23 protein-coding genes and 1 tRNA gene are annotated in these 22,477 nt (G+C 73.2%); 10 read left to right on the top strand and 14 right to left on the bottom strand.

Annotation, left to right across the window (positions count from 1 at the left end; translation table 11 throughout):
• Positions 1–451: 451 nt before the first annotated feature.
• Both AC6EXY_RS11600 and AC6EXY_RS11595 read left to right on the top strand, forming a co-directional pair.
• The gene (locus AC6EXY_RS11600) at positions 452–2,023 is read left to right on the top strand and encodes a TldD/PmbA family protein (protein WP_101830867.1); all 1,572 of its coding nucleotides are present in this window, start codon (positions 452–454) and stop codon (positions 2,021–2,023) included.
• The gene (locus tag AC6EXY_RS11595) at positions 2,020–3,510 is read left to right on the top strand and encodes a metallopeptidase TldD-related protein (RefSeq protein ID WP_499817359.1); all 1,491 of its coding nucleotides are present in this window, start codon (positions 2,020–2,022) and stop codon (positions 3,508–3,510) included. The genes AC6EXY_RS11600 and AC6EXY_RS11595 overlap by 4 nt, the downstream gene beginning before the upstream one ends.
• An 84-nt stretch (positions 3,511–3,594) precedes the next feature.
• Here AC6EXY_RS11595 and AC6EXY_RS11590 read toward each other — a convergent pair whose 3' ends face one another.
• From AC6EXY_RS11590 to AC6EXY_RS11580, 3 genes are all read right to left on the bottom strand, one after another.
• The gene (locus AC6EXY_RS11590; protein WP_101830869.1) at positions 3,595–4,167 is read right to left on the bottom strand and encodes a bacterial proteasome activator family protein; all 573 of its coding nucleotides are present in this window, start codon (positions 4,165–4,167) and stop codon (positions 3,595–3,597) included.
• A gap of 98 nt (positions 4,168–4,265) precedes the next feature.
• Positions 4,266–5,315 (bottom strand): NAD(P)H-quinone oxidoreductase, encoded by a 1,050-nt coding sequence (locus tag AC6EXY_RS11585; protein WP_499817358.1) that lies wholly within the window; start codon positions 5,313–5,315, stop codon positions 4,266–4,268.
• Positions 5,316–5,441: 126 nt separating this feature from the next.
• A complete protein-coding gene (locus AC6EXY_RS11580; protein ID WP_499817357.1) occupies positions 5,442–5,681 on the bottom strand; it encodes a hypothetical protein in 240 nt (79 codons plus the stop codon).
• Between the two features lie 533 nt (positions 5,682–6,214).
• Between AC6EXY_RS11580 and AC6EXY_RS11575 the strand changes: the two genes are divergently transcribed.
• The 4 genes from AC6EXY_RS11575 to AC6EXY_RS11560 all read left to right on the top strand — a co-directional run bounded on the left by AC6EXY_RS11575 (position 6,215) and on the right by AC6EXY_RS11560 (position 10,513).
• Positions 6,215–7,108: a SigE family RNA polymerase sigma factor gene (locus AC6EXY_RS11575; RefSeq protein WP_499817356.1), complete on the top strand. Its 894-nt coding sequence runs from the start codon at positions 6,215–6,217 to the stop codon at positions 7,106–7,108.
• Positions 7,109–9,040, top strand: coding sequence for a hypothetical protein (locus AC6EXY_RS11570; protein ID WP_499817355.1), 1,932 nt, complete (start codon positions 7,109–7,111; stop codon positions 9,038–9,040).
• Between the two features lie 526 nt (positions 9,041–9,566).
• Positions 9,567–10,082, top strand: a complete 516-nt coding sequence (locus AC6EXY_RS11565) for a hypothetical protein (protein WP_499817354.1) — start codon at positions 9,567–9,569, stop codon at positions 10,080–10,082.
• Positions 10,079–10,513: a DUF3817 domain-containing protein gene (locus tag AC6EXY_RS11560; protein WP_101833468.1), complete on the top strand. Its 435-nt coding sequence runs from the start codon at positions 10,079–10,081 to the stop codon at positions 10,511–10,513. Before AC6EXY_RS11565 ends, AC6EXY_RS11560 begins: the two co-directional genes overlap by 4 nt.
• A gap of 11 nt (positions 10,514–10,524) precedes the next feature.
• Here the strand turns inward: AC6EXY_RS11560 and AC6EXY_RS11555 are convergent, their stop codons facing one another.
• A complete protein-coding gene (locus AC6EXY_RS11555; RefSeq protein WP_499817353.1) occupies positions 10,525–11,145 on the bottom strand; it encodes a hypothetical protein in 621 nt (206 codons plus the stop codon).
• A 238-nt stretch (positions 11,146–11,383) separates the two neighbouring features.
• Entirely contained in the window at positions 11,384–11,617 is a 234-nt protein-coding gene (locus AC6EXY_RS11550) for an FDXHR family putative zinc-binding protein (protein WP_499817361.1), read from the bottom strand.
• Positions 11,618–12,020: 403 nt separating this feature from the next.
• Here AC6EXY_RS11550 and AC6EXY_RS11545 point away from each other — a divergent pair, with 403 nt between their 5' ends.
• The gene (locus AC6EXY_RS11545) at positions 12,021–12,941 is read left to right on the top strand and encodes an MmyB family transcriptional regulator (RefSeq protein ID WP_499817352.1); all 921 of its coding nucleotides are present in this window, start codon (positions 12,021–12,023) and stop codon (positions 12,939–12,941) included.
• On the opposite strand, the gene AC6EXY_RS11540 is transcribed toward AC6EXY_RS11545, so the two are convergent.
• The 3 genes from AC6EXY_RS11540 to AC6EXY_RS11530 form a co-directional block, all read right to left on the bottom strand.
• A tRNA-Ser gene (locus AC6EXY_RS11540) sits at positions 12,905–12,993 on the bottom strand. The genes AC6EXY_RS11545 and AC6EXY_RS11540 overlap by 37 nt on opposite strands.
• Before the next feature lie 160 nt (positions 12,994–13,153).
• Entirely contained in the window at positions 13,154–13,627 is a 474-nt protein-coding gene (locus tag AC6EXY_RS11535; protein WP_101833524.1) for a MarR family winged helix-turn-helix transcriptional regulator, read from the bottom strand.
• Between the two features lie 141 nt (positions 13,628–13,768).
• Positions 13,769–13,936: a hypothetical protein gene (locus AC6EXY_RS11530; RefSeq protein WP_243407875.1), complete on the bottom strand. Its 168-nt coding sequence runs from the start codon at positions 13,934–13,936 to the stop codon at positions 13,769–13,771.
• Between AC6EXY_RS11530 and AC6EXY_RS11525 the strand changes: the two genes are divergently transcribed.
• From AC6EXY_RS11525 to AC6EXY_RS11515, 3 genes are all read left to right on the top strand, one after another.
• Positions 13,935–15,338, top strand: coding sequence for an MFS transporter (locus AC6EXY_RS11525; protein ID WP_499817351.1), 1,404 nt, complete (start codon positions 13,935–13,937; stop codon positions 15,336–15,338). The two genes, AC6EXY_RS11530 and AC6EXY_RS11525, sit on opposite strands and share 2 nt — an antisense overlap.
• A gap of 97 nt (positions 15,339–15,435) precedes the next feature.
• Positions 15,436–15,879: a hypothetical protein gene (locus tag AC6EXY_RS11520; protein WP_101833525.1), complete on the top strand. Its 444-nt coding sequence runs from the start codon at positions 15,436–15,438 to the stop codon at positions 15,877–15,879.
• Complete coding sequence (locus AC6EXY_RS11515; RefSeq protein WP_499817350.1) at positions 15,861–16,169, top strand: hypothetical protein; 309 nt, start codon at positions 15,861–15,863, stop codon at positions 16,167–16,169. Before AC6EXY_RS11520 ends, AC6EXY_RS11515 begins: the two co-directional genes overlap by 19 nt.
• A 131-nt stretch (positions 16,170–16,300) precedes the next feature.
• On the opposite strand, the gene AC6EXY_RS11510 is transcribed toward AC6EXY_RS11515, so the two are convergent.
• The 6 genes from AC6EXY_RS11510 to AC6EXY_RS11485 all read right to left on the bottom strand — a co-directional run bounded on the left by AC6EXY_RS11510 (position 16,301) and on the right by AC6EXY_RS11485 (position 21,736).
• Positions 16,301–17,062, bottom strand: a complete 762-nt coding sequence (locus AC6EXY_RS11510) for an ABC transporter permease (RefSeq protein WP_101833526.1) — start codon at positions 17,060–17,062, stop codon at positions 16,301–16,303.
• Entirely contained in the window at positions 17,059–18,105 is a 1,047-nt protein-coding gene (locus AC6EXY_RS11505) for an ABC transporter ATP-binding protein (RefSeq protein ID WP_207770460.1), read from the bottom strand. The genes AC6EXY_RS11510 and AC6EXY_RS11505 overlap by 4 nt, the downstream gene beginning before the upstream one ends.
• 370 nt (positions 18,106–18,475) lie before the next feature.
• On the bottom strand, positions 18,476–19,237 hold the full coding sequence (locus AC6EXY_RS11500; RefSeq protein WP_499817349.1) for a GAF and ANTAR domain-containing protein: 762 nt from the start codon (positions 19,235–19,237) through the stop codon (positions 18,476–18,478).
• 61 nt (positions 19,238–19,298) lie between these two features.
• Positions 19,299–19,688 (bottom strand): hypothetical protein, encoded by a 390-nt coding sequence (locus AC6EXY_RS11495; protein ID WP_101833527.1) that lies wholly within the window; start codon positions 19,686–19,688, stop codon positions 19,299–19,301.
• A gap of 97 nt (positions 19,689–19,785) precedes the next feature.
• Positions 19,786–20,652, bottom strand: coding sequence for an LLM class F420-dependent oxidoreductase (locus AC6EXY_RS11490; protein ID WP_101833528.1), 867 nt, complete (start codon positions 20,650–20,652; stop codon positions 19,786–19,788).
• Between the two features lie 187 nt (positions 20,653–20,839).
• The gene (locus AC6EXY_RS11485) at positions 20,840–21,736 is read right to left on the bottom strand and encodes a class II glutamine amidotransferase (RefSeq protein WP_101833529.1); all 897 of its coding nucleotides are present in this window, start codon (positions 21,734–21,736) and stop codon (positions 20,840–20,842) included.
• Between the last annotated feature and the right edge of the window lie 741 nt (positions 21,737–22,477).

Here is a 22,477-nt window from a genome sequence, read left to right as displayed (position 1 = left end):
GGTCCTGAAAAACTGGCGCGTCTTCAGCCGCTTCCGCGGCTGCCCACGCCGGGTCGGCACATTCACCCAAGCCGTCTTCGTCCTGGAACAGGAAGGAATCTAAAAAAACCAACTTTGAAAATGCTCAATCATGCCTTCCCGACCGCGGCGACAATCGGGCCCCGCGGCGCTCCGCGCGATCCGCCGCGTACGTTTCACGGCTCCATGACCGGAGCATCCGTGGGGTTCGGCTATCCAGGCCGAAAGAGACGGTTTCCCGTCACCGGAAACGCCGGGCCACACCACATCGGCAGCCGGTGTCGGGCGCGGCGGGCCGGGTGCCCGCGAGGCGCGGTTCCGTCCACGGAGACAGCGAGGACCACCGAGGCCGCGGCCGCCACGGAGACGGCGCAGGCCACGAGGACGGCAGGGCGACGCCACCCTCGTCCCCGGCACGGGCCAGGATAGGGGCATGGCGACCTCCGTCCATCAGGAATCGGCCGCGTCCGGGCTCCCCGCGCACGAGATCGATGCCGAGTTCCTCGCGCTGCCCCGGTCCGCGCTCACCGACGCGGCCCTGCAGACCACCCGTGACCTGGGCGCATCCCACGCGGACATTCGCATCGAGCGGCTGCGGGAGTCCTCGCTGTCCTTCCGCGACGCCTCGCTGGAAAGCCGGCACGAGGGCGCCACGCTGGGCCTGGCCGTGCGGGTGGTGCACGAGGGCGCCTGGGGCTTCGCGGCGGGTGTGGACCTGACACCGGACGAGGCGGTGCGGCTGGCCCGGGAGGCGGTCGCGATGGCCCGGGTGGCCGCGCCGCTGAACTCCGAGCCCGTCGAGCTCGCGGCCGAGCCGACCCACTCGGACGCGGTCTGGGTCTCGGCCTACACCGCGGATCCGTTCGCCGTGGACGCGCGGGAGCGGGTCGAGCGGGTCGGCGGCCTGTGCCGGGCGCTGTACGCCGCCCAGGACGTCGACCACGTCGACGGTCGCTTCGAGGCGGTGCTGGAGAACAAGTACTACGCCGACCTGGCCGGGACCTCGACCACCCAGCAGCGGGTACGGGTGCTGTGCCAGATCGAGGCGACCCGGGTCGACCCGGGCGGCGGCTTCGAGTCGATGCGCACCATCGCCCCGCCGGCGGGCCGGGGCTGGGAGTGGATGGTGGCGGGCCCCGCGGCCGGCTGCTGGGACTGGGACGGCGAGATCGAGCTGATCCCGGGGCTGCTCGCGGAGAAGGCGAAGGCGTCCTCGGTGGAGCCGGGGCGCTACGACCTGGTGATCGACCCGTCGAACCTGTGGCTGACGATCCACGAGTCCGTCGGCCACGCCACCGAGCTCGACCGGGCGCTCGGCTACGAGGCGGCCTACGCCGGCACGTCGTTCGCCACCCTCGACCAGCTCGGCGCCCTGCGCTACGGCTCCCCGGTGATGACCGTCACCGGCGACCGCACGGCCCTGCACGGCCTGGCCACCATCGGCTACGACGACGAGGGCGTGCAGACCCGCCGCTTCGACATCGTCCGGGACGGGACACTCGTCGGCTACCAGCTCGACCGGGCGATGGCGGCCCGCAACGCGGGCGTCCTCGGCGTCGAACGGTCCAACGGCTGCGCGTTCGCCGACTCCCCGCACCACGTGCCGATCCAGCGGATGGCGAACGTGTCGCTGCTGCCGGCGCCCGGCGGCCCGGCCACCGAGGACCTGATCGGCCAGGTCGAGCGCGGGATCTACATCGTCGGTGACAAAAGCTGGTCGATCGACATGCAGCGCTACAACTTCCAGTTCACCGGCCAGCGGTTCTACGAGATCCGCGACGGGCGGATCGTCGGCCAGCTGCGTGACGTCGCCTACCAGGCGACCACGACGGACTTCTGGGGCTCGCTGGAGGCGGTCGGCGGACCGGAGACCTACGTGCTCGGCGGCGCGTTCAACTGCGGCAAGGGGCAGCCCGGCCAGGTCGCGGCCGTCAGCCACGGCTGCCCGTCGGCGCTGTTCCGCGGTGTCAACGTCCTCAACACCCGGCGGGAGGCCGGCCGATGAGCCAGGTGACCGGAACCGACAGCCGCGCTCGCACCGACCGCGCCATCGGGGTGCCGCAGGACGCGCCCGAGATCGTGGAGCGCGCGCTCGCGCTGTCCCGCGCCGACGCGTGCGTGGTGATCGCCAGCGAGTCCAGCACGGTGAACCTGCGGTGGGCCACCAACTCCCTGACGACCAACGGGTCGAGCCGGGACCGGTCGATCACGGTCATCAGCGTGATCGGCCGGTCGTTCGGCGTCCGCACCGCCTCGACCATCGACTCCCCCCGCCGCGCCGATCCGGCGACCGCCGCACCGCACCCGACCGACGCCGATGGACTCGCCGACCTGGTCCGCGCCGCCGAGGCCGCCGCCCTCGAGGCCGCCGGCGCCGAGGATTTCGCCGACCTGCTCGGGCCGGCCACCGCCGGGGGGCTCGCCACCGACGTCGCGTTCACCGACCCGGCGGTCCGCACCGGCACGGCGGTGTTCACGGACTTCGCCCGTGACCTCGCCGAGGCGTTCGGCGCCGCCCGCGCCGAGGGCCGACGGCTGTTCGGGTTCGCCGAGCACGACGTGACCACCACCTGGCTCGGCACCTCCACCGGCCTGCGGCTGCGCCACGCCCAGCCGACGGGCAGCGTGGAGTGGAACGCCAAGAGCGGCGTGCCCGGCGGCTCGGTGTGGCACGGGCAGTCGACCCGCGACTTCACCGATGTCGACGTCGCCACCACCGACGCCGCGCTGCGCTCCCGGCTGGCCTGGTGCGAGCGTTCCGTCGAGCTGCCCGCCGGCAGGTACGAGACGCTGCTGCCGCCGTCCGCCGTGGCCGACCTGATGATCAACCTGTACTGGTCGGCCGCGGGCCGGGACGCCGCCGAGGGCCGGACGGTGTTCAGCCGGGCGGGCGGCGGGACCCGGATCGGCGAGGCGATCGGCCCGGCCGGGCTGCGGTTGTCGAGTGATCCGGCGGATCCGGAGCTGGCGACCGCGCCGTTCGTGACCGCGGCGGCGTCCTCGGCGATGTCGAGTGTGTTCGACAACGGGCTTGCCCTCGGCGCGACGGACTGGATCCGTGACGGCGCCCTCGCCGCGCTGGTCCAGACCCGCGCGACGGCGCGGGCGACCGACAGCGCGGTCACCCCGATGATCGAGAACCTGATCCTGGACGGCGGCGGCACCGCGTCGCTCGACGAGATGATCGCCTCGACCCGCCGCGGCCTGCTGCTGACCAGCCTGTGGTACATCCGCGACGTCGACCCGGAGACGCTGCTGCTCACCGGGCTCACCCGCGACGGCGTCTACCTGGTGGACAACGGCGAGGTCGCCGGGGCGGTGAACAACTTCCGGTTCAACGAGTCCCCAGTGGACCTGCTGGGCCGCATCGGCGAGATCGGCGCGACCACCCGCACCATGGCGCGCGAGTGGGCGGACTGGTTCACGCTCACCCGGATGCCGCCGATGCGGGTGCCCGACCTCAACATGAGCTCGGTCAGCCCGGCGAACTAGCGCCGGCCCACGGTCCGCGGCGGCTCCCGCCCCGGCACCGGTACCGGCCCCGGCCGCGCCGCGGCGACCGGGGCCGGGGCGCCGTCACAGGTAGGCGCCGCGGCCGAACGTCTCGCCGCCCGCCTGCTGCTGGCCGCCCTGCCCGCTGGGCAGGGCCCGGCGGCGGATCTCCTCCAGCTGCGCGCGGGCCGCCATCTGCTGGGCGAACAGCACCGTCTGCAGACCGTGGAACAGGCCCTCCAGCCAACCGACCAGCTGCGCCTGGGCGATGCGCAGCTCGCTGTCGGAGGGGGTGTGCGACTCGTCGAAGGGCAGGGACAGCCGCTCCAGCTCGGACCGCAGCTCGGGGGCCAGCCCGTCGGAGAGCTCGCGGATGGAGCTGCGGTGGATCTCGCGCAGCCGCACCCGGCTGGCCTCGTCCAGCGGCGCGGCCCGGACCTCCTCCAGCAGCTGCTTGATCATGGTGCCGATGCGCATCACCTTGTCGGGCTGGGAGACCAGCTCGGCGACCGGGCTGCCGCCCTCGGCCGACTCCTCGTTCTTGTCGGCGTCCGCTGCGGCGGGGCCGCTCGCCAGGCCAAGCGCCGTGGGCTCGGCCTGGTGCAGCGCGCCGTCCGGCCCGACGATCAGGACGCGGGATTCCGGTTGATCCGTCATGACCCCTATCCTGCCCCGTCAGACGGCGGTGCACGGCGCTGGCCACGGTATGGCCACCAACCCGGCCGGCCCAGCCGGCCAGCCGCCGCTGGGGCGGGTCAGCCGGGCATGGTGAGGATGACCTTGCCGACATGGCCCAGTTCGGCGACATGCCGATGCGCCGCCACCACCTCGGTGATCGGCACGACCCGGTCGACGACCGGGCGGATCGCCCCCCGCTCGACCGCCGGCCAGACCTGGTCGCGGACCGCCGCGACGATCGCCGCCTTCTCGTCCGCCGGCCGCGCCCGCAGCGAGGCCGCGTGCACCGCGGCCCGCTTGCTCAGCAGCGTGCCCAGACTGAGCTCGCCCTTCACCCCGCCCTGCAGCCCGATGACGACGAGCCGGCCGCCGACGGCCAGCAGGGCGACGTTGCGCGGCAGGTATGCGGCACCCATGTTGTCGAGGATGACGTCCGCGCCATGGCCGCCGGTGGCCTCGCGAACCACCTCGACGAAGTCCTCGTCGCGGTAGGACACGGCGATGTCGGCGCCGAGCCCGCGCACCCGGTCGAGCTTCGCGGGCGTGCCGGCGGTGGCCGCGATGACCGCCGACGGGCGCAGCGCGCGCACCGCCTGGATGGCGAACGTCCCGATCCCGGACGCGCCGCCGTGTACGAGGAAGACCTCGCCATCACGCAGCCCGGCCAGGCCGAACACGGTGGAGTGCACGGTGCAGGCGACCTCCGGCAGCGCCGCGGCCTCGACGGGGTCGACCCCCGCTGGCACCGGCAGGACCTGACCGACCGGCACGTTCACCCGGGTCGCGTACCCGCCGCCGCTGAGCAGCGCGCACACCGGCGTGCCGACCTCGAGTCCGCCACCGGTGGGACCCACACCGAAGGTCGAGCGCAGGCCAGCGCCGCCGCCCGGGCCGGTCTCGCCGCCGGCGGCCGGGCCGACGGCGGCGACCCGCCCGGCGCACTCCAGCCCGATGATCTCGGACTCGCCGGGCGGCGGCGGGTAGAAGCCCTGCCGCTGCAGCAGGTCCGCGCGGTTCACCGCGGTGGCGACCACGTCGATCGCCACCTCACCGGGACCGGGCGGCGGCGGGTCCGCCACCTGCGACCAGGACATGACCTCGGGGCCGCCGGGGCCCGACACCGTCACCGCATACACGCGGACCACGCTACGACGCCGCGCCGCCACCCGCGCGCACCGCGGGACGCACGGGCGCCCGCCAGCGGCCACCGCCACCCGAAGCGGCGCGGGACGGTGTGTCCCGCGCCGGCCCCGTCACACCGGCTCGGGTTCCGGCTCCGCTGGAGCGTCCGGCGCCGGTTCGGTGAACGGCGAGGGTTCGTGCGGGGCGGGCGGCAGGTCGGGGGTGTCGGGCAGCAGCGGGCCGGGGTCGTCGGGAATGGGGGCGTCCGGGTCGAGAGGTGGCGGCGGATAGCCCGGGCGATGCGGGCGCACCCCACCGCGGGACGCCGCCGAGCGCCCCGGCCAGCTGGTTGTCGTGAACGGGCTGGACATAGGACCCGCCGTACCCGGCGGACGGAGCCGCGGAAACATCGTCCCAGCATCGCACGCCCGGCGCCGGAGCACGCAGGGACCAGGCCGACCACTGGCGGCAACCACCGGCCCACGCCACACCAGCCCATGGCCACCACTGTGGCGACATACACACAATGACATCCATGCATGGACAACAATGCCTGCTGATTTCCTACGGAAGTCGACGGGATGACGGCCCCATCGTGCCGCGACCCGGGTCGACCAGTGTCCCAGGCGCCTGACCTGGCGGTTCATCGTCGGCGGGGCCGACGGACGCCCACCCGGGAACCGTGTCACGGGATTCGAGGCCTCCGGGGCGTATCGCCGTATTAACGAGAAAGCCATCGATCACCACCGAAGAGCCACTCCCGAGACGGGCCCGAACCGCTAGCGTCAGATGTACATCACCCTGCACACATGCCTCTCAGCAAGCAGCAGCAGACGACCACAGCATCGGCTGTCTGGCCGGCCCCGGGGATGCGCCGGCCAGGACGGGCCCGGGGAGCGTGCCAGTGGAAGCGGTCGCGACCGACGACGAGCACGAACATCCCCCCAACCAGGCGGAGTTCCGTGCCTTCTTCGAGTCCCACCATCGCGAGCTGAGTCGCTTCGCCTACCTGCTCACGGGCGACCGTGACGCCGCGGACGACATCACGGCGGACGCCCTGACCGCCGCCTGGTCCCACTGGGACCGGGTGCGCTCGGCGGACCTGCCGCTGGCCTACGTGCGCCGGATCGTGGCGAACCTCGCCGCGGACCGGGTGCGCAGGGCCGTGCGGGAGCGCCGGGGCCTTGCCGCCCTCGGTCAGCGGGCGGAGCGCTCGGCGCCGGTACCGGATGTCCCCGCCGTCGTGGACCTGCGCACGGCGCTCATGATGCTGCCGCCCGGCAAGCGGGCCTGCGTGGTGCTTCGGTACGCCTTTGACCTGTCGGAGGGGGAGACGGCTCGCACGCTGGGCATCTCGGTGGGGACCGTGAAGAGCCAGACCGCCCGGGGGGTCGCCGACCTCGAGCGCATCCTGCAGGGCGGCGAGCGGCCGCCAGCCGACACGAGAGCACCGGAGGTGACGCCCCGCATGGCAGCCGGCCACAGCGGTGCCGCGCGCGGCGGCGCCGGCCGATCCGGGGCGTCGCGGGCCGCCGGGCCGCGCTCCGGCGCGCGCCGGTCCGGTCGCCAGCGCGGCGGCGGGTCCGGAGAACCGGCTGGCCCCGGCCTGTCCACCTGCGCGCAGGTGCGGGCGGCTGATCCGATCCCCGGCCAGGAGACAGCCGTGGGGCAGGCGCCGTCCGCCGACGCCGAGACCGGATTCGGAACCGGCCTCGAGACCGCGGTGGACCCCGGCCCGGACCGCTTCGCGTGGTCCGATCCGCGGCCATGGGCATGGTGGCGGGTCGGCGAGGCATAGATGGCATCGGGTACGTCGGAGCACGAGGGGTCCGGCAACCTCCCCGCGGACGCCAGCCCTCGCCCGGCCGGCACCGGTCCCCTCCCCGGGTCGTGGCCCGAGGGCGGACAGGCGCTGCCCGCAGGCGGCACCGCCGGCGGCGAGGACCCGGACCGGGCCGGTCTGACGGGTGCTCGCCCGCACGAGGGCACCCGCGGCCCTGCAGCGACCCGGGCAGGCGGGGGTACCCGGGGTGGCCGGGGTAGCCGGGGAGTGCGGGGTGGTCGTCGGGGCCGCACGTTGCTGGGAACCGGGCGGGGCGGCCCGCAGTGGGCGAGCGGCGCGTTTCCCGACGAGCTGCGCGGGCTGCTGGGCACCGAGATGAGCCGGCATCAGCCCGACTCCGAGCGGATCCGCCGCCGGTTCGCCGCCGCCGCCTCGGCCACGGGCCCCCGCCGCGGCCCCCTCCCCCTCGGCGGCCCCCTCCCCCTCGGCGGGCCCCTCCCCCTCGGCGGGCCGTTCGACCTCGACGTGCTCTTCCGGCCGATCGACCTCGACGACCCGGATGATCAGACAGTCGCGACCGACGCCGGCCCGGCGGGCGACGCCCTCGCGCCGGATGCCGACCTGGCCACCGTCGCCGGCGGGCATGCGCCGTGGGCCAGCCGGGCACCGGCCGCGAACACGGGCACGCACACCCACGCGGACGCGGACGCGGACGCGGAACAGCACACAGACACGGACACACGCACGGACGCCTACCCGGACATCGGCACCGGCGCTCACCCGGACACCGGCGCACCGGGCGCACCGCCTGGCGCGGCGGACCCGGGCGACGGGACGGACCCACGCTCGCGGACGGCTCCGCTGCCGCTGTACGGCGCCGCGGGCCCGGGCGGCGGTCACCGGCCGCCGGGCCGCCGGGGACGCCGCACGCGACATGCCGGCCCGGGAGTGGGCGGGCGGGTAGGCGGATCCGGGCGACGGGCAGCCGGGCGACGGGCGGCCGGGCGACGGGCGGCCGGGCGACGGGCGGCCGGACGGCGGACGGTGACCCGGCGGGCCGGGACGCTGGTCGGCGCGGTCGTCGCGGTGCTGAGCCTCACGATGGTGGCGGCGCTGGCGATGTTCGGGATGCCGGGGCATGACTCACCGGACCCGTCGACGACCACGGTGACGGCACCGCCGCATCCGTCCACGGCGCCGTGGGCGACGGGCAGCGCGTCCAGTGCGCCCTCACGCCAGCCCGAGCTGCCCGGCCCGACGCCGGGGGGCTACGGCCGCGGTCGCACCGCGCCGGTCAGGACGTCCGGGGCGACGGCGGCAGCGGGCGATCCGCCGACCGACGCCGGCCACGCGCCGCGGCCGAACGCGGTGCCACCCGCACCGGACACGGGCGGCGCGGTCGCGCGGGCACCCGGCGCGGGCACGACGGGCAGCACCGGCATCTACTCCAGCGCCACCGAGGCGCTCCCCGCCGGCTCGCGCGTCCAGATCCCCACCGGCGCCGTGGACTGGCTGGTGTTCGGGAACGGCTGGGGCGGGGTCAGCAACCACCGCGCGGGGGTGCCCTTCCCGCTGCTCGTCCCCACCGTCTCCGGCACGCCGACCCCCTCGTCGCCGGGCGTCGCCTGGACGGACGGCACTCCGTCGCTCGCCGGCTCCGCGCAGACGGACAGCCTGGCGGTGCAGGGCACCGCGCAGCTGACGACCTTCGTCACCCGGACCCGTCAGCTGGACGTGTACCTGAGCTCGTCCACCGGGCAGGTTCGGATCACGATCGCGTCGATCGTGGACACCCGGACTTTCACGGTCACGCTGCCGGCGGCGCCGGCGGGCGCCGCGACGGACGCGCGGATCACCCTGACCCTGCCGGGGCAGATCGCCGCCACCAGGGTGTCGATCTCCGCCGACGGCGCCCCCTGGACGCTCGCGGCCGCCGTCCTGCGCTGACCCTCTCGGGGCGGCCCCACGCCCGCGGCCCCATCGGGGGCCGGTGCCACCTCCACGGGCAACGGACCCCACACATCTTCAACGCATCAACTACCCCGTTTGGGTGATCGAACGACGGATCATCAGAGATCGCAAAAAAAACTCGCCCGTCGGCGACAACCAAACGCACCTGCGGGACGACCTACCCTGTGAACGCCATTCCGGCCCCCGCGCCAGGAGGTCCGGCGGCGTTCCGGCCCGAACGTCCGACTAACCCCCCCCAGCCGGGCGGCGGGGCCGCGCGGTATCGGGGCTGGCCGGTCCGGCCAAGGCCGGCCAGCCCCCTCGCATCCCCCATCCGCCGACGCCGGCGAGGGCGCTGATCAGAGGTCGCGTTCCACCCGACTTCCCGCCGCCGACGGTGTCACCGAGGTGCCGGTGCACCCGCACGCGGGCCGGTGTCCGATGTGACGCTGGCACCAGGGCCCACCCGCCGGCCCCCGCCAGGCGGAACCCGCGGGGTAGCGTCGACGGTGTGCGTCGGCTGTTGTTGGCACCTTCCTGGATCGCGCGGCACCTGCTCGCGCTCGGTCTGGTCGCCCTGTTCATCCGGATGGGCATCTGGCAGCTGTCCAAGGGCGAGTCGGCCCAGGGCACGCTGCAGAACCTCTTCTACGGCGTCGAGTGGCCGATCTTCGCGGCCTTCGTCCTGTACTGGTGGTTCAAGATGATGAAGGAGGAGCTCTCCCCCACGGACGACGGCGGTCCCCAGTGGGGGGCGAACGGGCGGATCGCCCCGGAGACGGCCTGGCGGCCGGAACTCGGCGGCCCGCTGATGCTCACCGCGGGCGAGTCGAGCGAGCCGGACGAGGAGGTCGACGCCTACAACCGCTACCTCGCCGCGTTGTACGAACGGGACGCGCTGCGCGAGATGACGCCGCGGGCGAGCCCCGGGCAGCTCGAGGGCGCGCGGCATGCCGTCGTCGCCGGCGACCCGGCCGACGCCCGCCCGCGGATCGAGAAGGCCGACACCCCGAAACAGATCAACGGAGCCCGCCGATGACGGCTTTTCCCGCCCCCTCCCACCCGTCCGGCGCGCGGTCCAGCGCGCCGGCGATCCGCTCGGCCCTGCTGCGCTACCGGGTCATCGCCTACGTCGTCGGGGTCGGCCTGATCCTGCTGGTCTGCATCGGAATGCCGCTGAAGTACGCCGGTGGCCAGGACGTGGTCGTCGCCGCGGTCGGGCCGATCCACGGCGTGCTGTACATCGGGTATCTGCTGTGCACCTACGATCTGGCGACCCGGTGTCGCATTCCGCTGCCGAAGGCGGTTCTGATCATGCTCGCGGGCACGATCCCCTTCCTGTCCTTCGTCGCCGAGCGGTGGGTCACCGGCAGGGTGCGCGGCCAGCTGGCCGGCGCCCAGGGCGCGGTCGCCAGCCGTCCCGGGGCCGCGACGGGCACGGCGGGCGCCACCGAGGCCCCCGCGCGCTGAGCGTCCCCGCCTCAGGCCCAGCCGAACCGTTGGGTCGCCGCGGTCGCGCTCTGGGGACGCACCGCCGCCAGGCTCGGCCGACGCCGGGGCACCGGTACCGCGACCGTGATCACCTCACCGCGCCCCAACCACCGGGGGCGGGCACGCCGGCCCGGGACCACCGGGCCGGCGGACAGGACCTGGTCGACCTCGGTGCCGAAGGCGAACACCCGGCCGTCGGACCAGGTGATCAGCTCGGTCCGCGACCCGCCCGGGCGGGCCAGGACCAGCCGTGACCGCACCGGCTCCCAGACCACGGTGACAGCCCGCGCGGCCGAGCCCAGCAGCGCCCGCCGGCCTCCGGCCCGGTAGGCGGCGGCGGTCGCCGCCGCGGCCGCCGACAGGGACGGCCCCCGGCGGGGGCCAGCCGACCAGGACGCGAGATCCGCGATGACGACAAGCCCGGCGTCGTCCACGGCGATCGGTGGGGTGGGGTCGGCATCCGGCTCGGCGGCGGTGACCGCGCCGAACACCCCGTCGATGTGCACCCCGCGCGCGGCCGGCAGCCCGTGGGCGGACGCGGCCAGCATGGCGGTCAGCGCCGCCCGCCGCACATCGAACCCGTCCAACCGGACCAGCCCGCAGACCGTCATCGGCCCCTCCGTCCCGAGTGCCCGCCCGCCATGGACGCGGCATCCGCGGTCGCCGCACGGAGGTGCCATGGTCGTCCGCCGCAGATGCCTGCGCGCCGGAACGTAACAGCTTCCCGGCCGCATCACCTCGCCGTCGCACGGAATCGGGGGCTTGGAACCGTGAACACACCGCACGCGTCGTTTCCACCGTCAGGAGGAATCGGAGAGGGTCGGGCGCCGCCGGCCCGGCGGGTACGTGTCAGGCCACTCCCGCGCCGGACGGTTCGGAATCCCGCCGGGCCCGGCGGGCGGCGATGACGGGACGCGCCGGGCATTCGACGAGATGCTCGTCGAAGCCCTCGACCGAGGGCCAGGACTGATGGCACGAACGGCAGTGCGCCGTGGCCGGATCGGTCCACGTCGCGTCACAACCCGCGCAACTGGCCGTAACCGGAATGCGGGCGGCGGCCTCGGGCTGCCGGCGGCGGGGCACCTGGATCGGCAACGCCGCCTGCCGACCAGACTGATCCGTATCAGAGTGAAGGGTCACGGAAATCGCGCGGGGACGCCGGGCAGCGGACACGGCGGCCGGGATCGCGCGTGGGGATGTCGACCGGCGGGGAGGCACCCGGTCATCCTGTCGCAGACCTGCACAAGCGTCACGCAACCGGCCGTCGAGTCTTCAGGGTGTTTGTCGAGGACGGACGCTCCGGGGGCAGTCATGTCGGGGCGATTCCACCTGTTCCGGGCGAGCCGCGCAACCTTTCGCGTGATCGGCGCCCGGGCATCACCGCGGCCACCCACGAAACACGGCCCGCCCAATGTGCCGACATCCGGCCACTGTGGGGCGAACAGCGACACGACCCGAACCACCCACGCTGGCTACGGTCATACGTATGACGGACACCGCCGCCGCCGACCGCCCGCGCCCGCCGATGGACGGGGGTGCCCATCCGGGCGTCGGTCCGCTGCTGCGCGCGTGGCGGCGACGACGACGGCTTAGCCAGCTTGAGCTAGCACTTCGGGCGGACAGTTCCGCCCGGCACATCAGTTTCGTGGAGACCGGGCGGTCGACGCCGAGCCGGGCGATGATCCTGCGGCTGGCCGAACACCTCGACGTGCCGGTACGGGAACGCAACGACCTGCTCGTGGCGGCGGGTTACGCGCCGACCTTCCGGGAAACGCCGCTGGCGGACCCGGCAATGGCCGCGGTCCGCGACGGGCTCACCCGGCTGCTCGCGGCCAGCGAGCCGAACCCGACGCTGGTCCTGCATGGCACCTTTGACGTGGCGATGACCAATCGCGCGGCCGACGCGCTACTCGCCGGTATTCCCACGGAACTACTCCGGCCGCCGGTGAACGTGATGCGCGTGGCGCTGCATCCGCAGGGGCTCGCGCCGCGGATCGTGAACCTGGCGGAATGGCGGGAGCACCTGCTGGAGAGAATGCGGCGGAGCATGCTGACGCGGGATTCACCCGCCCTGCGCGCGCTCTACGAGGAAGTCGTCGCCTATCCCCGCCCGCACTCCGCCCCGAAAGACGATCAGCATCCCAATGGTCCGGCCCGCGCCGGCGGCGACCTCCACCGGCCGCCGGCTCTGGCTCTGGCTCTGCCGATGCATCTCCTCGTCGGCGGTCAGGTGCTCTCGCTGATCTCGACGATGACGACGTTCAACACCCCGCTGGACGTCACCGTCTCCGAGCTGGCCGTCGAGACGTTTCTGCCCGCCGACCCGCCGACCGCCCAGGCCCTCGCCGATCTCGCGGCGGTCGGTGGGGGCGGAGGGCGTGGGATTCGAACCCACGAGAAGGTGTAACCCCTCTAGCGGTTTTCAAGACCGCCGCCATCGGCCACTAGGCGAGCCCTCCCCACCCACGGACCACGCCCGGCACCCCTGATCGCCGATCGGGGGGTTCCGCGCGCGGGCCGTATCACCGCCGTCTCCGGCTGGCCGCCTCCCAGTATCGCAGCTGGCGGCGCGGTACCGGCGTGGGACGTCACCCATGGCAGGGACCGGTCGGAAAGTGGTCAATGGTCGCCGACACGCGCCGGGCGGGGCCAGGCGTAGTCGTTCAGCCGCTCGCACGCGATGTTGAAGCGGCCGAGGATCTCGGCCAGGCTCCGGCGGTCCTCGTCGCTCCAGTCCGCGAGGATCGTCGCCAGGCTCCCGACGACAACGCCGCGGTCGTCGTGTAGGCGGCGCAGGCCGTCCGGCGTGATCGCCAGCTTGCGGGCCACCCCGCCGTCCGGATCGGGAATGCGCTCGACGAGGCCCGCCTGCAGCATCGCGGCCGTCTGCCGGTTGACGGTGGAGACGTCCAGGGCGAACGCGTCGGCCAGCTGGCCGATGCTCATCGGGCCCTCCACCTCGATCCGGCTGAGCAGCAGGTAGGCCGAGCGGTCGAGAGTGCGCCCGCTGCGCTTGTAGGTCGACGATGGCAGGACGTGATGGCGGGCCAGCAGCATCAGCTCGCGCTCGACGTCCTGTAGATCCTCGGGCACGACTGCCTCCGCCACGCCTGGGGCTCCCACGCCCGCGTCTGATGGTGAGCTACGTCCCAGAGTATGCGCAACCCGCACGCATATGCACCCCCCACATAGCATGCATGATGCACATCCGATCGCCGCCGTGGCCACCGGCGATCACTCGTCCTCGTCGCGCACCCCGCCCTGCCGGTGCACCCCGCCGGCGCTTCCGGAGGCCTTCATGTCACACGCGTCCGCCGAGCCTCGTGATCGACGCAGGGCCGCCACCGCGACCGGACCGATCATCGGGGCCCTGGCGGTGGCCGGCATCGTGGTCTCGATCATGCAGACGCTCGTGGTGCCGCTCGTCGCCGACCTGCCGGAGCTGCTGGACGCCTCGGCCTCGAACACCGCCTGGGTGGTGACCGCGGCCCTGCTCGGTGCCGCGGTGTCGACGCCGATCCTCGGCCGGCTGGGCGACATGTACGGCAAGAAGCGCATGATGCTGATCAGCCTCGGCATCCTCACGATCGGGTCGGTCCTGGGCGCGCTCACCAGCTCGCTGCTGGTCGTGATCGCCGCCCGGACGCTGCAGGGCCTGTCCCTCGGCCTGGTCCCGCTGGGCATCAGCGTGATGCGCGACGAGCTGCCGCCGGAGAAGCTGGGCTCCGCGCTCGGGCTGATGAGCTCCTCGCTCGGCATCGGCGGCGCGCTCGGCGTTCCGCTCGCCGCCGTCATCGCTCAGCAGTTCAACTGGCACGTGCTGTTCTGGGGGGCGGCCGGACTGGGTCTGCTGACGCTGGCGCTGGTCTGGCGGGTGATTCCGGAGTCGCCGGTGCGCGACACGGGCCACGGCCGCTTCGACTTCGTCGGCGCGGCAGGACTGTCCATCGGCGTCCTGGCGCTGCTGCTGGTCATCTCCAAGGGCAGCGACTGGGGCTGGCTCACCGGCCGGACGCTGGGGGTCGCGGCCGTCGGCGTCGTCGTCCTCGCCGCCTGGGGCGCCTGGGAGCTCCGCTCGCCGAGTCCCCTGGTCGACCTGCGGATCAGCGCCCGCCGGCAGGTGCTGATGACCAACCTGACGTCGGTCGCGATCGGTTTTGCGATGTACGGCGTGTCGCTGGTGATCCCGCAGCTGATGCAGGCGCCGACGGGCACGGGCTACGGCTTCGGTCAGTCGATGGTCGTCGCCGGGCTGTGCTTCGCGCCGTTCGGCGTCGTGATGATGCTGGCCTCGCCGTTCACCGCCCGCGTCTCCAGCGCCTTCGGGCCGAAGACCAGTCTGATGCTCGGCGCGCTGACGATCGGGGTCAGCTACGGGCTCGGCGTGGTCCTCATCCATCACATCTGGCAGATCATCCTCGTGTCGTCGCTGGTCGGGCTGGGGATCGCACTGGCCTACTCGGCGATGCCGGCGCTGATCATGTCGGCGGTGCCGCCGACCGAGACGGCCGCGGCGAACGGGCTGAACACCCTTATGCGCTCGATCGGCACCTCCTCCTCGGCGGCGGTGGTCGGCGTCGTGCTCGCCCACATGACCACGACCTACCAGGGCAGCGCGGTGCCCTCCCTGGCAGGCTTCAAGACGACGTTCATCATCGGCGCGGCCGCGGCCGCGGTGGCGCTCGTGCTCGCCGCGTTCATCCCCGGCCGGCGGGCGTCGGCGCCGGTCGTCATCCCGCCGCAGCGGGACACGGCCCTCACCTCGGCGGAGAACACCGCCCCGGCGGACGCCGTCTCGCCCTGATCGGACCCGACACCTCCACCCACCCACCCGCCGGGGCCGGGGCGGGGTCCGGCCGCCGGCCGGTGTGACCGCTCAACCCACCGGGCATCCAGCCTGGGTGAGCGGCACACCGGACGACCAGCCCCGCACGCGGGACCGGACCCACCCCGAGCTCGACGACGCGACCGTCGACGCCGTTGGGCGGCTCAGCGAGGCACTGGAGTGGGTCGAGCGCGCTCGCGGCGCGCTCTACGAGTTCCACCAGCTGTCCGGGCGGGCCGACCTCACCCTCAGCGCGGCGATCGGCGGGCTGGAGGACGCGGGCCACGCCCGGACCGCGGCGATGGTCCGCGGCCGGCTGCACGGGCGCAACGTGCTGGACGGCCGCTGGACCTTCCAGATCGTCGAGGAGTACGACGAGCTGTACTACCGGCCCTTCGCCGAGGTGGACGAGGAGGTCCGGCGGCGCCTCACCGGGGGCGAACGCCACGTGCACGAGGCCCGGATGAAGGCCGGTGAGCGGGCCAGGGCCGGCCGCGACCTGTGGGGCCGGGGCGCCTGACCGTCCACGGCCAGGGCCCGCACGGCGTCGCCGAGACGTCCCCGCAGCTCCCGCAGGACGGCCAGGTGCTCGGTCCGCTCGACGACGTCGAGGGCGGCGACGGCCGCGTCCGGATCGCCCGCGGCGCACGCGGCCCGGATCCACGCCAGCGCGCAGTGCCGCGCCGCGGCCAGGTCCCCGGCGTCGGCGGGGAGCGCACCCGCGGGGGCCCGTCGAAGTCGACGAAGACCAGCAGCACGAACGCGCCGAACCAGGCGAACAGGCCTAGCAGCAGCCGGCCGAACAGGTGATATCCGACGGCCAGCACCGCGGGCGCGACGATCGCGGCCCGGGTGGCGCTGCGCGGCAGGTACGGGTTGAGCGCGGCGATGTGCCCGCCAGCCGCCCACCGCGGGGCGCGGGCGAGCCGCGCGGCGGTGGGTCAGGCGTCGCGCCGCTTCGCGAGGAAGCCGGCGACGACGAACAGGCCCACGCAGACCGCGGCGAAGTACACCAGCGATCCCCACGGCCCGAACGGCATGCCCGTGATCACGGCTGGCCCGTCGCTGGTCTCCGGCTGACCGGCGACGATGAAGTTGTTACCGACGGTGAAGGGCAGCCAGTGCTGGATGTTGTCGCCGATCGTCGGGATCGAGGGCAGCAGGTTCTCCAGCAGGAGCAGGTAGACGAGCTCGATCACGATCGCGCCGGCCGACTGCCGGACGATCAGGCCGACGGCGACGGCGAGGACCGCGGACAGCAGGTAGATCAGCCCGACGCCGAACACGTTGCGGTACTCCTGCGCGGTGTCGATCGCCAACGGCGCGTCCGGCTTGATGGCCTTGGCGACCGCCCACGACCCGACCGCGGTGATCTCGCCGACGATCCCCGCCACCAGCCCGACGACCGTGACCTTCGCGAGCAGCGCGGGGGTCCGGCGGGGCACCGCGAGGAACGTCGACCGGATCGTGCTGAACCTGTACTCGGTGGTGACGGCCAGCGTCGCCATCACCATCATCACCACGAGCCCGAAGTTGTAGGCGAACTGTGTGACGCTCGGCGTGAGGTCGTTGAGGTCCCGGGACTTGGTCGTCGCCGCGAAGACCGACGTGAGCCCCACGGTGAGAGCGGTCGCGAGAATCATGCACCACCACGGGGAGCGGGTGGAGAACAGCTTGATCCGTTCCACGGTGAGCAGCGTCATCGGGTGGTGCCTCCCTGCGTCGCCGGGTCGGTCTGGCCCGCGCCCGCCGGCGCCGCGAAGGGGCCCTCGCCCGGCTGGGCCGGCGCGCCCTGGGCCGGCGGCCGCACGGCGCCCGGGGTCCCGAGGCCGCCCGACTGGTACTCCACGTCACCTCCGGTCAGCTGGATGAACGCCTGCTCCAGCGACCCGCGCTGGGCGGACAGCTCGTGCAGCACCAGGCCGACCCGGCCGACAAGCTCGCCCACCTGCTCTGTCGTGCTGTTCGTGACCAGCAGCGCCGCCGGCCCGTCGTCCCCGGCCGGCAGGTCGCGTACGGCCAGACCCTGGCTGGTGAGCACGCCGTGCAGCCGCTGCATCTCCGGCCCACGGACCCGCACCGACGACTCGGACGCGTTGTCGATGAACTCCCGGGTGCTGGTCTGCGCGATGAGCCGGCCCCGGCCGATGACGACGAGGTCCTGCGCGGTCAGCGCCATCTCGGAGAGCAGATGGCTGGAGACGAACACGGTGCGCCCCTCGCCCGCGAGGCGCTGCATGAACTGCCGGATCCAGAGGATCCCCTCCGGGTCGAGACCGTTGACAGGTTCGTCGAACAGCAGCACCGTGGGGTCGCCGAGCAGCGCGGTGGCGATGCCGAGCCGCTGCGACATGCCGAGCGAGAACCCGCCGGCCCGCTTGCCCGCCACCCCGGTGAGCCCGACGATCTCCAGCACCTCGTCGACCCGCCTGGGCGGGATCCGGTTGGACGCGGCGATCCAGCGCAGGTGCGACCGGGCGGAACGGTTGGGATGCACCCACTTCGCGTCCAGCAGCGCGCCGACCTGCCGCAGCGGGTGGCGCAGCTCGGCGTACCGCTGGCCGTTGATCCGTACCGTGCCGGCGCTCGGGCTGTCCAGCCCCAGGATCATCCGCATGGTCGTGGACTTTCCGGCGCCGTTCGGCCCCAGGAATCCCGTTACCCTGCCGGGCTGCACCGTGAAGGACAGGTCGTTGACGGCGACCGTACGTCCATAACGCTTGGTGAGCCCTTGTGCCTCGATCATTCGCCTCCTTTCGACATACGTCCCTGTATGCACGCGGACGACCGGGTCCCTGCGAAAGCCAGTTCACGTCCGGGTCTCTTACCAGTAACCCGACGGACGTCCATCCGACCTTCCGCCCGCGCGACGCGGATCCCGCGCTCCACCACGCCGACGGCAACTCCCGGCGGCGGCCGGTACAACGCGTGAAACGGCATGGCCACGCATCCCCCACGAACCGCTCCGCCGGGGTTCATCGTCACGGATCCCCCACCCGGCAGGCCAGCCCCACGGCCGGCAGGACCATGTCGTCCTGGCGACAGCCAACCACCGCCCGCGCCGGCCGACCATCGGGCCAGCCCCCGGAATCAGCCGGGTGCCACCCGGCGGATATTCACAACACCCGCCGCCCGGAGAGTATCTCCTCGGCCAGTTCGGATACCCGACGGCGCTCCCCGCGCGCGATCCGGCGCAGTTTCTCGAAGGCGGTTATCGGGTCGGTGCGCATCGTCGCCATGAGATAGCCGACCGCCCGCTCGATGGGCACCCGGTAGTCCAGCGCGTACTGCAGCTGGCGGGCGAGACGGTCGTTGCGGTCCGCGACCAGACCGACCAGCAGCAGATTCTCCAGCACGGCGCCGAAATGAACCATCGCGTCCCGTTCGCTGTCGGTCCACACCCGCGGCCGGTCGTCGGCGACGTTCAGCGTGCCGATCGGCCCGCCGCCGAGACGCACCGGCACGCCGAGGACCGCGCGCACTCCTCCCCGGGCAAGGATCGGCGTGACCCGCGGCCATCGCTCGTCGGCGGCGATGTCGTTCGAGACGACCACCTCGTCGATGATGAACGACTCGACGCACGGGCCCTCGCCGTACTCCTCCTGGGCGCGCTCAAGCAGAGCTCCCCTGCTGTCGGAGGCGGCGATGCTGCGCAGCGCGCGGTCCGCGTCGACCAGCAGCATGCCCGCGCCGGCCAGCCCGAAGATCTCGGTGACGGCCCGGACCACCTCGCCGACCAGCCTGCCGAGCTCGATCTCGCTGGGCGCCAGGTGATGCAGCCTGGTCAGGCTCGCGTCCAGCTTCGCCCTGTCGATCTCCACGATGCCGCTCCCGCCGTGCCGCCCGTCAACCCGCGCCCGCCGCCCCTCCGCGCTCACATCCCATCCGACCGAACGCCGCCGCCGGACGCCAGCGGGACGCCAGCCGGACGCGGAGCGGCTAGGCCCGGGCACCGCCCGTGCCGGTATCGCCCGACTCCGAACGCTCCGGCCCCGGGCCGGCTTCGACACCCTCAGCCGGCGCCGGGCCGGCGTCGACGCCCGCGGGCCGGCGCGACCAACGGCGACGGCGAACCCCGACGTCCACCTGGCGGCGCACGGTCCCCTCGAGCGCCGCCGACCGCTCGGCCTCGATCGAAGAGCTGATCATAGAAAGCAGGCGGGCCCGCTCATCCGTACTCATCCCCACCATCAGGCTCGCGACCAGCTCCGCATCGCCATCGATGGCGACGGCCGCAGCCTCGGTCGGCATCGGCGGGAGCGGCGCGCTGGCGCCGTCCCGGGTAGCGGGAATCGTCGCGGCAGGCTCGTCAGTACTGTCTGCGGGCATGCGTCACTCTCCGTGACTCGGCCGCAGACACAGGGCAGGCGAATTGATCGGTTGCCGCCCAGATTACCGCACCCGGGCAGGCCCGGTGGGTCCGTCGTCAGCCGTTGATCGCTTCGGCGAGCAGCGCCCACTGAGCGCGCGGCAGCTCGCCCGGGGTGTCGGTGAGCACCTGCACGGCGACGTGGTCGGCCCCGGCCTCGTGATGCTCGGCGATGCGGGCGAGCACCGAGTCCAGGTCCCCCCAGGCGACGACGGCGTCGACGAGACGGTCCGAGCCCGCGCCAACGAGATCGTCGTCGGTGAACCCGAGCCGGCGCAGGTTGTTCGTGTAGTTCGGCAGCCCGAGGTAGATGGACAGGGACTGGCGGGCGATGGCGCGGGCACGCTCGGCGTCGGTCTCCAGCACGACCTTCAGTTCGGGGGCGAGCAGCGGGCCCGGCCCCATGATCTCGCGGGCCTGGCGGGTGTGCTCGGGGGTGACCAGGTACGGCAGGGCACCCGCCGTCCGCTCGGCGGCGATCCGCAGCACCCGCGGACCGAGCGCGGCGAGCACGTGGTCCTCGCGAGGCACGCCGAGCTCGTCGAGCGTGTCCAGATAGTCGAGCAGCACCCGCACCGGCTTCTCCCAGCGCCGGCCCGTCATCTTCTCGACCGGGTCGCGATGCCCGACGCCGAAGCCGAGCAGCAGCCGGTCGGGGTGCGCCTTGGCGAGCATCGCGTAGTGGTCGGCGACGATGTCCGCCTTCTCCGTCCAGATGTTCAGAATGCTCGTGCCGACCGCGAGCCCTTCAGTGCCATCCAGGATGGCCGCGGGGAGCTCCAGGTCCCCGCTCGCCGCACCGATCCACACCGTCGGGATACCCATCGCCGCCACCTCGACGGCGATCTCCGTCCGCGTCCGGACATCGGTCGGCCACTGCCGCTGAGCTGCCCAGAGCCCGATCCTGCCGACTTCAAGTACCACGACGAGCCCCTTCCGCGCAGGGAACTGCGACTGTCCGCATCAACACCCCATCACATTTGCTACCCCGTGCACACGCCCACTATGTCCGCAGCTTTCGCCGACCCGGCACCTCGGGCCCGCCCGCGCGGCCACGCCGGGGAGCGCGCGGGCCATGGTCGTGCGGGCGGGGGCCACGCGGAGTGCGCGGTCAGGGGGTCGTGGCCGCCGGCACCTCCGGCACCGCGGTGGTCTGCGACTCGGCGGCCTGCGGACGCAGGTCCTCGAGGGAGAGCTGGTGTGTCGGCGGCTCGGGGAGCACGAGCCGGGAGGTCACCGTCAGATCGGCCGCCACGTGCAGCAGTTCACCGCTGTCCATGAGCCGCCAGCGGGGGTCCTCGTCCATCCGCTCGCTCTCCACCACCACGGCCGGCAGATCAAGCAGGTCGAGGGACCGTACCCGGATCTCGCTGAACGGGCTGGCGTGGTCGAGATGGCGCGCGTTGCGCCCGCCCGCGTCACGGCGCAGCACGTACAGGCTGTTCGTGTCCGGATACCGCAGCGCCCACAGCTCACGGCCGGTGATGAGGATCATGTTGATGGAGTAGAGCGGCAGGTTGCCCGCGACCCACCGGGCCGCGGCCGTGATCCCCGCGCCGACGTCCCCGCCACGGGCGGCGATCTCGCGGCTGACCAGCGCGAAGAACCGCTCGGAGTCGGTGTCGCCGAACACGTCGGAGCAGGCCGGGCCGAGCTCCGCGTCCAGGGTGCCCAGACCCTCGATCACGCCGTTGTGGGCGAAGATCCGACCGTTCCGGACAAAGGGATGGGTGTTGGCGTCGACGGCCCGCCCGGTCGAGGCATGCCGGACATGCGCCACGAAGGTCGACGACACCACCTCCTGGGACTCCCGGGCGAAGGCGGTGTCGGCCCGGCTGCGGATCGCCTGCCTGACCACGTGCGGGACGCCGTTGACGTCGAAGGCGCCGAGTCCCGCGCCGTCCGGCGTGCGCCGCTGCGCCGCCCGGGGACTGTCCGGCGCGTCGAGCAGCCAGAACGTGGCCTGGACGCGCGCCGGCCCACTGCTCATCGCGAACAGGTGACACATGGACGCCCTCCCTGACGATGTTGACGGATCCGTCGCCCGACCCGACAGGAGGTTACGTTCCGTAACCAGCCTGGCCTGCTCCGACCGGCCGCCCGGCCGCCCGGGCTCGACGCGGACGTTCCGTTCCGTCGCCCTGTTCCCGCCGATCTGTCGGCTACTCCCGCTCGGCCCGACATTTCTGGACAACGGCCCGGACCGACCCGGCGTCCAGACCGACTCTTCCCTTTCGTAATGTTTACCTGTTCACTCCGCCGGACACGATCACCACCATCGCGCCGCGAGTAGGTGCCGCAGCCTGCCCCCGCCCGTTCGGGCCAGGACGCGATGACCACCCGATGATGGCCTGATCCGGCTAACCCGGCCGAAATGTATGTTATCCGGACGTAATACTCCAAACCAGGTTCCCCTCCGCCATCACTGCACATCCCAACGGGACCCAGCCGTGGAGCAACGGAGGCGATCGGGGCCAGAACGGGCACCCACGGGCCGACAGCCGACAGGCGTCCAGAAGCTGAACATCGCAGACTCGATCGGGCCGTTCTTCACAAAACGGCGTTCGCGTTTCCTTAAGATTTGCCAGAGCGGTCGTGGGGACGGGTAACGTATCCCCACCATTACCCCCACATGTCGGCGATCGGGCGGTGGAACGGAGACGCGTGACTACTCCGACAGCGCGGTCCGCCGGCTTCCGAGGCCGCGAACTCCGGCGGTCCGGTTCGGCCGGTGTCTGCGGGGGCGTAG

This window comes from Frankia sp. RB5, from assembly GCF_059816245.1.
The sequence above is the reverse complement of the archived record's forward strand: the minus strand, read 5'-3'. Positions and strand labels throughout refer to the sequence as shown.